Origin of the sequence: Alteromonas ponticola (assembly GCF_012911815.1) — a bacterium.
Taxonomy (GTDB): Bacteria; Pseudomonadota; Gammaproteobacteria; order Enterobacterales; family Alteromonadaceae; genus Alteromonas; species Alteromonas ponticola.
In genome coordinates, this window is the sequence record NZ_JAATNW010000008.1 from 112,895 (window position 1) to 124,658 (window position 11,764).

The 11,764-nt window shown below is 45.8% G+C and carries 12 protein-coding genes, 2 rRNA genes and 1 pseudogene; 1 reads left to right on the plus strand and 14 read right to left on the minus strand.

Translation table 11 applies throughout. The features are described from left to right. Nucleotides 1-113: 113 nt before the first annotated feature. The 9 genes from htpG to HCJ96_RS15160 form a co-directional block, all read right to left on the minus strand. On the minus strand, nucleotides 114-2,036 hold the full coding sequence (gene htpG, locus HCJ96_RS15125; RefSeq protein ID WP_169211920.1) for a molecular chaperone HtpG: 1,923 nt from the start codon (nucleotides 2,034-2,036) through the stop codon (nucleotides 114-116). 87 nt (nucleotides 2,037-2,123) lie between these two features. Next, the gene (recR, locus tag HCJ96_RS15130) at nucleotides 2,124-2,723 is read right to left on the minus strand and encodes a recombination mediator RecR (RefSeq protein WP_169211921.1); all 600 of its coding nucleotides are present in this window, start codon (nucleotides 2,721-2,723) and stop codon (nucleotides 2,124-2,126) included. 3 nt (nucleotides 2,724-2,726) lie between these two features. After that, nucleotides 2,727-3,053 carry a YbaB/EbfC family nucleoid-associated protein gene (locus tag HCJ96_RS15135; protein ID WP_169211922.1) on the minus strand — a complete coding sequence of 109 codons (327 nt, stop codon included), beginning with the start codon at nucleotides 3,051-3,053 and terminating at the stop codon, nucleotides 2,727-2,729. Between the two features lie 37 nt (nucleotides 3,054-3,090). Continuing rightward, nucleotides 3,091-5,352, minus strand: a complete 2,262-nt coding sequence (gene dnaX / locus HCJ96_RS15140) for a DNA polymerase III subunit gamma/tau (protein WP_169211923.1) — start codon at nucleotides 5,350-5,352, stop codon at nucleotides 3,091-3,093. Nucleotides 5,353-5,367: 15 nt separating this feature from the next. Next, nucleotides 5,368-5,904, minus strand: a complete 537-nt coding sequence (apt, locus tag HCJ96_RS15145; RefSeq protein WP_169211924.1) for an adenine phosphoribosyltransferase — start codon at nucleotides 5,902-5,904, stop codon at nucleotides 5,368-5,370. A 43-nt stretch (nucleotides 5,905-5,947) separates the two neighbouring features. After that, nucleotides 5,948-6,070, minus strand: a complete 123-nt coding sequence (locus HCJ96_RS16485; protein ID WP_281358651.1) for a hypothetical protein — start codon at nucleotides 6,068-6,070, stop codon at nucleotides 5,948-5,950. Nucleotides 6,071-6,193: 123 nt separating this feature from the next. Next, nucleotides 6,194-6,940 carry an HvfC family RiPP maturation protein gene (locus HCJ96_RS15150; protein ID WP_169211925.1) on the minus strand — a complete coding sequence of 249 codons (747 nt, stop codon included), beginning with the start codon at nucleotides 6,938-6,940 and terminating at the stop codon, nucleotides 6,194-6,196. After that, nucleotides 6,937-7,788 (minus strand): HvfB family MNIO-type RiPP peptide maturase, encoded by an 852-nt coding sequence (locus HCJ96_RS15155; protein ID WP_169211926.1) that lies wholly within the window; start codon nucleotides 7,786-7,788, stop codon nucleotides 6,937-6,939. The genes HCJ96_RS15150 and HCJ96_RS15155 overlap by 4 nt, the downstream gene beginning before the upstream one ends. Before the next feature lie 38 nt (nucleotides 7,789-7,826). After that, entirely contained in the window at nucleotides 7,827-8,189 is a 363-nt protein-coding gene (locus HCJ96_RS15160) for an HvfA family oxazolone/thioamide-modified RiPP metallophore (protein WP_169211927.1), read from the minus strand. A gap of 285 nt (nucleotides 8,190-8,474) precedes the next feature. On the opposite strand from HCJ96_RS15160, the gene HCJ96_RS15165 reads away from it, so the two are divergent. Further along, nucleotides 8,475-9,050, plus strand: coding sequence for a hypothetical protein (locus HCJ96_RS15165; RefSeq protein ID WP_169211928.1), 576 nt, complete (start codon nucleotides 8,475-8,477; stop codon nucleotides 9,048-9,050). Between the two features lie 445 nt (nucleotides 9,051-9,495). Here HCJ96_RS15165 and HCJ96_RS15170 read toward each other — a convergent pair whose 3' ends face one another. From HCJ96_RS15170 to HCJ96_RS15190, 5 genes and pseudogenes are all read right to left on the minus strand, one after another. Further along, a complete protein-coding gene (locus tag HCJ96_RS15170; RefSeq protein WP_169211929.1) occupies nucleotides 9,496-9,885 on the minus strand; it encodes an integrase core domain-containing protein in 390 nt (129 codons plus the stop codon). 213 nt (nucleotides 9,886-10,098) lie between these two features. Continuing rightward, nucleotides 10,099-10,236, minus strand: coding sequence for a hypothetical protein (locus tag HCJ96_RS15175; protein WP_169211930.1), 138 nt, complete (start codon nucleotides 10,234-10,236; stop codon nucleotides 10,099-10,101). Between the two features lie 71 nt (nucleotides 10,237-10,307). Beyond that, nucleotides 10,308-10,484, minus strand: a pseudogene (locus tag HCJ96_RS16570) (transposase); the annotation flags it as partial. 889 nt (nucleotides 10,485-11,373) lie between these two features. Then, a 5S ribosomal RNA gene (gene rrf / locus HCJ96_RS15185) occupies nucleotides 11,374-11,489 on the minus strand. Nucleotides 11,490-11,648: 159 nt separating this feature from the next. Continuing rightward, nucleotides 11,649-11,764: ribosomal RNA gene (locus HCJ96_RS15190) — 23S ribosomal RNA — on the minus strand; the annotation flags it as partial.

Here is an 11,764-nt window from a genome sequence, read left to right on the forward strand (position 1 = left end):
TTTCACTGCATACCCGAGGACAATTAAATTGTAAAAAGATTTATTTATGTACCAGACAATAAAAAATGGGCCATAAAGGCCCATTTTACACACTTAAATTACCAATTTTACGACTATTTAGCCAAGTTCATTAATAAAGTGTTTAATTTGCGTACAAAGCTTGATGGGTCTTTTAAGCTTCCCTGTTCAGACAACGCAGCCTGATCATACAACACCTCCACCCACTGCTTGAACATTTGCTCGTCTTGTAGATCAGATAACATTTTAACCAGTTGATGCTCCGGGTTGAGCTCGAAGTGATACTTCACGTCAGGTACCTGTTGTCCTGCTGCTTGCATCAATTTAACCATTTGCGTACTCATACCATGTTCATCCGCTACGATACACGCCGGCGAGTCGGTTAAACGATGAGTAAATTTCACATCTTCAACTTTATCGCCTAGCGCAGTTTTCGCTCGCTCTAGGACCCCTTCGATTTGCTTCTCTGCCTCTTCCTGAGCTTTTTTGGTCTCTTCATCGTCCAAATCGCCTAAATCTAAATTACCTTTAGCAATAGACTGGAACGATTTTTCATTGAACTCAGTCAGGTGAGACATAAGCCATTCGTCAATGCGCTCGCCCAAGAGTAACACTTCGATCCCTTTTTTGCGGAAAATTTCAAGGTGAGGACTGGTTTTCGCAGCCTGATAGCTGTCAGCCGTCACATAGTAAATTTTGTTCTGTCCCTCTTTCATGCGTTCGATATAGTCGGCTAACGATACCGTTTGCGCATCGGTTTCGCTATGCGTAGAGGAGAAGCGCAATAACCCTGCAATTTTTTCGCGATTGCTAAAGTCCTCGGCCGGCCCTTCCTTAAGCACATTACCAAATTCATTCCAGAAGCTCTGATATTTTTCTTTATCGTTCTTAGCCATTTTTTCAAGCATCTGCAGAACGCGTTTGGTGCAGCCCTGACGTAGCGCTTGAGTGATTTTATTATCCTGTAGGATTTCGCGAGACACATTCAACGGCAAATCATTTGAGTCCAGCAGCCCTTTAACAAATCGTAAGTACGTCGGCATAAACTGTTCTGCGTCATCCATGATAAACACGCGCTGAACATATAATTTTAAGCCGTGACTTTGCTCACGGTTCCACATATCAAACGGTGCTTTGCTGGGAATATACAGCAGACTGGTATATTCGGTTTTACCTTCCACTTTGTTATGCGCCCACGATAGGGGATCCGCAAAATCGTGAGAAACGTGTTTATAGAACTCCTTGTATTCTTCGTCAGATATATCTGACTTATCACGCGTCCACAGCGCAGTGGCTTTATTGACACTCTCCCACTGGCCAGGCTGAGCAGGAATCTTTTCACCATCTGGGCCTTCCTGTTCTGCCACCTCATCTTTCCACATCTGTACCGGTATACTGATGTGGTCTGAGTATTTATTGACTATTGAGCGAAGACGCCAGGAATCCGCAAATTCCTTTTCCTCTTCACGTAAATGCAGCACAATTTCAGTGCCTCGACCGGGCTTGTTAATATCAGCAACTGTGAATTCACCTTCACCGTCGGAAATCCACTCAACACCCTGATCCGCATTTTCGCCCGCCGCACGGGTACGAACTGTTACCTTGTCTGCGACGATAAACGCCGAATAAAAACCTACGCCAAACTGGCCGATCAGTTGCGAATCTTTCGCCGAATCACCAGAAAGTTTGTTGAAAAAATCCTTCGTACCTGATTTTGCAATCGTACCCAGGTTAGCAATGACTTCGTCACGCGACATGCCGATACCGTTATCGGCAATGGTAATAGTGCCGGCGTCTTTGTTAACGCTGATTTTTACATTCAGATCGCCATCGTCTTCGTACAGCGCATCATTTTCCAACGCTTTAAAACGAAGCTTATCCGCGGCATCGGCGGCGTTTGATACGAGTTCTCGAAGAAAAATTTCTTTGTTTGAGTACAAAGAATGGATCATTAAATTGAGAAGTTGTTTAACTTCGGTTTGGAAACCGTGGGTTTCTTGATGGGCTGCTTCAGCCATAAACCAGATTCTCCTAGTTAAATGGAATTACTTTCAAAACTGGGAGGTAGGGTCTGAAGCACTAAATTTCAATGCCTAAAACGAAATTTATAATGTACGACGTCCAGAAAAAGCATGTGTCAAAGTGTTGCCATCAATATATTCAAGCTCACCACCTACCGGAACACCGTGCGCAATCCGGCTTGCCTTTATTTTGTATTTAGCACATAGCTGAGCAATGTAGTGAGCCGTAGCCTCCCCTTCCACAGTGGGGTTGGTAGCCAGAATGACTTCGCTCACGGGATTTTCTTTTAACTGCGATTCGAGGATCGTAAGCCCGATTTCTTCCGGGCCAATCCCGTCAATAGGGGAAAGGTGGCCCATTAAAACAAAATATGTCCCATCGAAGGCCATGGTCTGCTCGACAGCAAGCACATCCTGCGGGCTTTCAACAATACACAACACCCCGGACTCACTTCGCTGAGGATGCGCACATATCTCACAGAGGTCTTTTTCAGTGAACGTCCGGCATTGACTACAATGCCGAATATGTTCCATAGCATTATGCAGTACCGTACTAAGCTTCAGCGCGCCTTCACGATTCCGTTCCAGTAAATGGAATGCCATGCGTTGTGCACTTTTCTTACCCACGCCGGGCAAACAGGTAAGCGAGTCAATCAACTCGCTTAGAAGAGGACTGAATCTCATTAATTAAAACGGCATTTTGAAGCCAGGAGGCATTTGCATTCCACCTGTCACTGAACCCATTTTTTCTTTGCTGGTTTCCTGAATTCGGCGAACGCCATCGTTGAATGCAGCAGCCACTAAGTCTTCTAACATATCCTTGTCGTCTTCCATCAGGCTAGGATCAATTTCTACACGACGCACATTGTGATTACAGGTTAGCGTAACTTTAACCATACCTGCTCCGGCTTCACCGGTCACTTCGACATTAGCTAACTCTTCCTGAGCTTTTTGCATGCGCTCTTGCATTTGCTGCGCCTGCTTCATGATATTTCCCATTCCACCTTTAAACATAATTTCACCTGTTAAATTTAATTGTCATTTCCTGACGTTATCGGGCTTTAATCGATTCAGGCAGCACTTTCCCTGAAAACGTGCTCAACAACGCCTGGATTGCTTCATCTTTTTCGAAAACCGTTTCCGCGTGCGTTTGTCGCATCGCGTTCACATCTTGCTGTAAAGAAAACGGTGTTGATGCCGGGCTCCCCGTATTCACCACAAGCTCGACATTCTCTTTTAAAACCTCACTAAGCGCGTGTTTTAACTGCTCGATTGAACTATCGTTAAGTAAATGCGACTGACTCTGGTCAATTTCAAGGGTAACAGTGTTCCCCTGCTGCTCGAATGACGCATGCAACGCCAACTGCTTCAATAGACCGGCGATGTTCATTTGCTCAACTCTGGCACTCCAGTTGTCAATCTGACTGGCATGAAGTAACTTCTCACCACTGTCCAGGTACGCTGTCAGTGCGCCCCGATACTCACCCGCTGATAACGTGTCTGAAGCCGGGACCTGCTCGCTGCTATCTTTCGCAATGGACTGCTCTGGCTCCTGATGATTTGTCAGTGACGGCTCAGCAGCGGTATTGACGCTATTTTCCCAAGGAGGGCGATCATCAATATCATCATCTGGTGTCGATGCCATCGAATGTGCGGCTGACGGCGCTGGTGATTCTTTTGTCTGATTAGATTCAGTGACAGATTCGGTCCCATCAACTTCGGGAACAACCGCGTTTCTGAGTTGGCTTAAGCTGGCAACCGGCGTTGCCGCCTCAGACTTTTTTACCTCGGCAGAGTTCTCCTCTTCCGCATTGGCCTTTAAGCGTTTTCTAAGCGCAAGCATTTCCTCAACCGAAGACAGGGCGTTTTGCTCAACCACGGGCTGCTTTTCGGACGATTCGGGTGGTGCAGGATTTTCGCTAAAGTATTGTCCGGGAAAGTAGTCATCATCACCTTGATAGTGAGTGTCCGTTTCTTCTGTCGCTGTCGGTATTTCTGAATGTACATCAGTCTGGCTGCGAAGTTGTTGGGCCTGATGCTCAATTTCACTGACTTGATGATGTAATGATTCTGTCTCTTTGCTATCATCCTCCAACATGCTATCAGAGGTTGTGGAAGACTCATCAGCGTCCTTAACGTCATCAGACACATTGTGTTCATCTGACAGCTGTACCGCCGACGTCGGAGGTTGCGCCCCTTCAATGATAAGCTGCGTATTTTCCAGCCCACCAACAGGCGCAAACGACATCATTCTCAATACAGTCATTTCCAAACCACTGCGACCATCTACCGCATAAGGCAGATCCTTTTTTCCTTGCAGGGCAATTTGATACATTAACTGCACTACTTCAGGTGCCAAATTTTTTGCTAATTGGAATATAGATTTAGCAGACGTTGTTTCGAGTTTACACGCCTCGGGTACCCATTGGGTTAACGCGACCTGATGCAGCAAACTGCTTAGTTCAGCCACGATTTGGCCATAGTCGGGCGCTTGCGAGGACATTTGATCTACTATTGCCAGAACGTCCTGGGCTTTTTTACTGGTAATGGCCAGCAGCAATTTCAAAACCTGATTGCGATCCATCAACCCCAGCATGTCAGTTACCACCGATGCACCGACCTGATTATCGCCCTGAGCGATAGCCTGATCGGTAAGGCTCAATGCGTCACGCATACTGCCTTGGGCGGCTCTGGCTAATAAAGCCAGCGCACTGTTTTCAAAGGGGAGCTTTTCCTGCTCCAATATATGTTGCAATTGGCCGCTGATCTGTTCTCTGGAAAGGGCCTTTAAGTTGAACTGCAGGCATCGAGAGAGAATAGTAATCGGAAGCTTCTGAGGATCGGTGGTGGCCAGCAAAAATTTAACATGCGGTGGCGGCTCTTCCAGTGTTTTCAGCAAGGCATTAAAGCTGTGTTTGGAAAGCATGTGCACTTCGTCGATGAGGTAAACTTTATACCGACCACGGGTTGGTTTGTATTGAACATTATCCAGCAGGTCGCGGGTATCTTCGACTTTAGTGCGCGAGGCCGCATCAATTTCAAGCAAATCCACATAATTGCCTTGCTCAATTTCGACGCATGTCGGGCATACGCCACAAGGATTGGCGCCCTGCCCTTGCTCGCAGTTAAGACTTTTAGAGAAAATTCTGGCAATGGTAGTTTTACCTACCCCGCGGGTGCCGGTGAATAAATAAGCATGATGCAATCGATCATTATCCAGGGCATTAATGATGGCAGTTTTTACGTGTTCCTGCCCCACTAACTCACTGAACTTACCGGGACGCCATTTTCGCGCCAGAACCTGATAACTCATAGACTCTTGCTACCTTTAGTCGCCTTCAAACTCACAAATTGTGAACGGGGTAATTCCGGTCTCGTGAAGCTTCTCGTAACCGCCTAAGTCGGGTAAGCCAATAACGAAACCCGCATGCTCAACAATACCACCCAGTGCACGGATCAGGTTTGCTGATGCTGTCATCGTACCACCCGTGGCAAGAAGATCGTCAATCAACAAGACTTTCTCACCGGGCTTCACCGCATCTTTATGGATTTCCAATGTATCCATCCCATATTCAAGCTCGTAGCTTTCGCTAACTACTTCTCTGGGCAATTTATTTGGTTTGCGCACTGGGATGAAACCAATACCCATTGCAAGTGCTAGCGGCGCTCCAAATAAGAATCCTCGCGCCTCAGTTCCGGCAACCTTGTCGAAGCCCATGTTACTAAATTTATCTTTCATTAATTGAATACAAGCATGAAACGCTTCGTGATCCTCAAGAACACTGGTTACATCCCTGAACATAATGCCTGCTTTTGGATAATCAGGCACAGTCTTAACGACTGATTTAATGTATTCAGCTGTCACAATAAAACCTATTACTTTTACGAGTTATTTATTAGTATTTTTGTTAAAACCAAAAAGTGAACCAGCCGGCAATGATATGCATTAAGGGAAGCGCCACTAATACCGCGATGATGGCGAAGAAATACCACCAATTAAACGGTTCGTTGAACTTTATATTATCAGCCATGTGAATTACTCGGAAATTGACAAAACAAAAGACGGTAAATGGTAATCTAATCACCGAAAAAATGACAGCCCTTCTCTAAAAGATAGTGCCGATTTGTCAGCTTTTACAAGCGTAGCAGTCGAATTATCCGGACTCTGCCGGCAACAGAATATCTTTTTGCAGCATATCAGCGATGGCAACATCAAGCCCCGCCTCGACGGTGATAACATCGACATCAGGCATCGCACTTAGCGCGTATGCTTTTAACGCGTCAATACCAACGGCTTCGTGTTGCTCAGATAAGTAGCCCAATATATATGCAGTTGGCGGAGCTAATTTACTAAAATTAACCTGATTATTTCTGTCCCGGTAAACAACATAATGATGTGGAGCTGAAGGCTCAGAGGGTTGGTAAGAAGAGGAAATTTGATGCACCGGAAATGGGTAGCTGACCAAAGAGGTTAATGGAGATAACCTGACATTCTTACTGTCGTCGATGGAATCGCAATAGGTGACATCTTCATCGCGAATGCTAATGGCTAACTCAAGCCATTCATAATGAGCAAGACTGAGCGCAAAGATAGGTAGCTGTTCTTTTTGTAAATCAAGGTGATGCAAGAAATTTACGAAGGCTTCACTAATGGCAACAAAGTAAGGCGATTTACACTCCCAATGCTGGAAAAAATCTCTGACTAGCTCATGCCATCTTGGATCCCTGATGATACTTTTTAATACTGGAAACCCACTATCGATAAAACTCAATACATTATTAAAAAGCAACGATTGATAAATACCCATTCGGCGAACCGTATCTTCATCACCGTTAACAGGCTCCCCAGAGCGAACGGCTGATACAAATCGTTGTTGAATCAGCTGAAAGGACTGCGTCATATCGCACCCACTTCTTTACCAGCGCTGGTTTTAGCGCGATGAATGCTTTGTAACGATTTAATCCTATCGATTTCAATGAGTAATTTTGCTAACGGAGGAATATTGAAGTCCCGTTCAAGTAAGGTGGGGAAAACGCCATGCGTTTTGTAAGCAAAGTCTAACAGATCCCAGACAGGCTCAATAACATCGGCACCATGCGTATCCACTTTTAAGTCTTCAGCTTCATCAAAATGACCCGCAATATGGCCGTAAACAATTTTATCGGTTGGTAGCGCCTTAATAAATTGATACGGATCATAGTGATGATTAATGCTATTCACATATACATTATTGACGTCTAACAACATTTGGCATTGTGCTTCATCCATCACAGCATTGATAAATTCAATTTCGGATAACTGTGTGTCGGTGGCCAGATAATATGACACATTTTCTAATACCAAAGGTCGCTCTAGTACTTCCTGTACCTGCCTGATTCGCTGAGATACATAGCGAACAGCTTCTACAGTAAAAGGAATAGGCATTAGATCGTATAGGTGGCCATCTAGTGAACAATAACTTAGATGTTCACTGTAAATCGGTATTTCATGCGTATCTAAAAAGCGTTTGATTGACTTTACCAATTTAAAATCAATCGGATCCGGGCTGCCGATTGAGAGTGACAGCCCATGAGTGCTGATTGGACGTTGTCTGGCGCAGCGCTCAAACTCACGTTTGAACCGCCCTCCAATCGGGATCCAATTCTCCGGAGCGACTTCGAAGAAATCAACTTGTGCAGGGAGCTCTGGCAACAACTGCTCCAGCATTTCACGCCTTAGCCCTAATCCTGCACCACTAATTTGCTTCACATTATCTCCTGAATTTTAATGCAAATGCTCACTACGACTTAGATACTACCGCACTTTCCTTCGCCGCATTTACCTTCCTTTTTGTCTTTGCTTTTATCTTTGTGCTTATGTTTGTCACCACCACATTTGCCTTCGCCACATTTTCCTTCGCGCTTGGCTTTGTCGCCACCACATTTACCTTCACCTTTGGCTTTATCGCCACCACACTTGCCTTCGTGCTTAGCTTTGTCACCGCCGCATTTCCCTTCACCGCACTTACCTTCTTTCGCATCTTGTACGTAGCCCGACGTTAAGTGTTCCATTCCAAATGGGTTTTCACCAGCGACTACCTGGCCAGCTCCAAGTGTTGTCAATGCTGCAAATCCAAATGCACTTGCAGCTACTTTTGTACTATGTTTCATTCGCTTTTCTCCAAGACAGTTATAACACCAATGTGTCACTGAACAGACCGACGCACTGACACTTATATTTCAAAATAATCCAAATTCATGAAATCGCGCGCTATTCGGGTCAGGTGAACGAATAAATACGACGAGATCATTAAATTTAATTAAGCCATTTGCCTTAATTCATCATATGAATATATGGTAAAACAACTATTCATATGAATAGTTTTAATTTTTCGAAGGTGATCGAATGATATACCTGCGATGTAATCTTTAACTTTTCCAGAATGGAATCAATACATGAAACTCAGTCTACCCCTTACTACACTGACCTTAGTGGCCACTTCACTTTACTCAAGTTACACTTTTTCGACGGAACGTCTTTTAACAGGCGAATACAAAGCGGTGCATGGTAGTGTAAAAACGAAAGAAATTTCAAACCCTGCCGCTGGAGAAACACCTGAACAAATCGGCCGCTACTCAGTGTGGCTGGTAAACGCAAATTGGGGAAATCTTTCCAAAAAGGAAAAGAGCAAAACCAAGTACATTGTTAGATTGCAGGGTACGCTGCGCGGACAAGTCAACCCGCAGGACTTCAGCGCAAAGCATACTATGGTCGATGACGGCAGAAAATACATCATTCGAAGCGATGGCGATCAATTGATGCCAATCTCAGGCGATCCGTTTTGTTCTACCGGACAACCTATGCAAGTGCAAGAGACAGTCAACCTGGTTTCAGGTACGGGGATTTATTCAAATCTGATTACGGGTACAATTACGCTGAAGGGAACGGTTAACAACTGTCCACAGCAGGAAGGATTTGGAAACAACGATTTTCATGTGATCGCTGACCAGAGCACTATATTTTTCGAGTAATAAACGTTTTAACTACTTCCTTTATGCAGGTAAGCGGTCGGCATTACCCAACTCCAACGGTGCCGACTGCTAATTTAATGCTGTAGTAAGCTTTTACACGTAAACTCAATTGTACAATGCTCCATTCATTGACACTATCTGCTCCCTCGTAGAGGAACCTCGCACATCAAACGACCATTCGCTGCACAAAGTGTTAATCCCTATCATTGACAACCATTTAGTCAAATTCCTATTAAAATTAAGTGCTGCCAACCGAAAAACAAAAATTCACTTTAACTATACCTAAATCACTTATCATTCTTCACGTGGATTATCTGATGCACCGTAGACGGGTTCACGTTTCCCCTCAAAATTAAGCCACGGGCTGTGCGAGTTTTGTAAACTCCATGGGTGTTAATTAGTTCAATTAGCGATGCGGCCGACAGTGATTATAGTCTTCACTCCATCACTCAATTCGTCGGCGAGCCTCCGCCAGATTGCGGAACCAGTACTGATTCAGGCACTCATCCCTCAGCTTTCCGTTATAACTTTCTACAAACCCATTTTCAGTAGGCTTTCCCGGCCGGATATTTTTCACGTCCAGATTATGTTGCAGCGGCCAGGCTAAAAATGCCCGGTTGGTAAACTCACTGGCATTATCGCGGATCAACTGTTCTAGTAACCCTCGTACTTCTCTGACCCGTTCAAACAGACGAATAATACGTTCGCTGCTTAGGCTGTAATCGATCTCTACGGCAATAGCCTCGCGGGTATACTCATCCACCAGATTAAACACGCGGAACTGGTTTCCGCTAAACAATGCATCGTGTACAAAGTTCATGGACCAGCGTTGCATCGGTTTCGTCGCCCGTTTAAAGGGGACTTCCCGCTGCTGGGCGACCCGGCTACGCCTTTTACGACGCGGGATCTGGAGCCCAAGTCCTGTTTACAAACGCTCAACACGTTTACGATTGACCGACCTAAATTCGCCCCGGACAAGGAGCGTTAAGCGTGGACTGCCGAAGCGCATGCGCTGCTTCGCCAGCGCACACAGTCGCTCACTTGTGGCCTAATTGACGATACTGGGCTTGGTCTGATAGCGCCGCGTCATCCGGTTTAATCCGGCCAACTGGCATGCCCGACGTTCGCTGATCTGTGTATGGGGAAGCATGTGAGCCACTGTCTGGCGACGATGCGCGCGACTCAATGATAGTTTCCCTCAAGAGCTGCCTTAAGTGCCTGGATATCCAGTTCTTTCTCGCCAAGCAACTGTTTCAGCTATCGGTTTTCTTCTTCCATCAACTTAAGGCGCTTGATATCGCCTGACTCCATACCACTGTACTTGGATTGCCAGCGATAAAATGTCTGCTCACTGATCCCATATAACCGGCAGATATCAGCGACTTTTATCCCAGATTCTTTGATTTTAAGGATCTTGACGATCTGTGTCTCGCAGTATTTTTGACTTTTGCAATGTCGTTTCCTCTTTCTTTCAGTTTAGAGAAAACTCACATCAGCGGTGTATTAAATTAGTTGGGTAACGTCATGACCACAGTGCTGTGAATTTTTCAGACGCGTGAAATGCAAAAAAGGGCCATCCTTTCGGATAGCCCTCGCTGAGAGACAGTTTCTCTTAGAATGGGAGCCCCGTAGCCGGCAAGGGACACTGTGCTACTCTCACATGGGGGCGGAGGTAGACCGAATGTCCGGTGGACATTCGCCGCTGCCGTAGCGGCACGCCATGGGTGAACACGGAATTGAGAGAATGAACATTTTCATTCTCGCCGTGTGAACGACCTGAGCTCTGCGAAGGGCTGGACCAGCTCGCTGGGCGTGACTGGACAACCTACCAGGGACGGCTTGTTACTCTGAATCATTGCAGCAAGGCAAACCTAAACTGTTACCCAATGGGTTAGGTCTTGCTATGAGAGAGTGGCACCTTGGTGCTACTTCAAAAACAAAAAACCCAGCTTTCGCTGGGTTCTTTGTTTTTAGAATGGGAGCCCCGTAGTCGGCAAGGGACACTGTGCTACTCTCACATGGGGGTGATGAGCGGTGAGCGCAGCGAGCGAGGAGTGCCTGTGGCACGCCGAGAGTGAAGAACCGGCAGCATGGATGCTGCCGTGGACATTTCACCAGGGATGGGTTGTTACGCCAGTTCTTAAGCAGATACGCAACCCTAAACTGTTACCCGATGGGTTAGGTCTCCCTGTCAGATTAGCACGCAAGTGCTTTTCTAAGTGAAAGGGCTATCCTGAGTGGAACAACAGTTCAATGAGTTTTTCCGGGCGTGAAATGCAAAAAAGGGCCATCCTTTCGGATAGCCCTTTCTCTTAGAATGGGAGCCTGGCGGTGTGCTACTCTCACATGGGGAGACCCCACACTACCATCGCCGCTAATGCGTTTCACTTCTGAGTTCGGAATGGGATCAGGTGGGACCGCATCGCTATGGCCGCCAGGCAAAAAAGGTTGTTACCGAATAATTCGATAACTTAACAATTCTGGAAAATCTGATATCAATTCAATCAAGAGTAACGCTTTACTCTACGTTAGCTAGTCTTTCACACACAACACTTAATCAGCGTTTCATTCTGATGAATGAAGCTACTTAGGCGTTGTATGGTTAAGCCTCTCGGGTAATTAGTACAGGTTAGCTTAACGCCTTACAACGCTTCCACACCCTGCCTATCAACGTCATCGTCTTTAACAACCCTTCCAGGACTTACGTCCAGGGA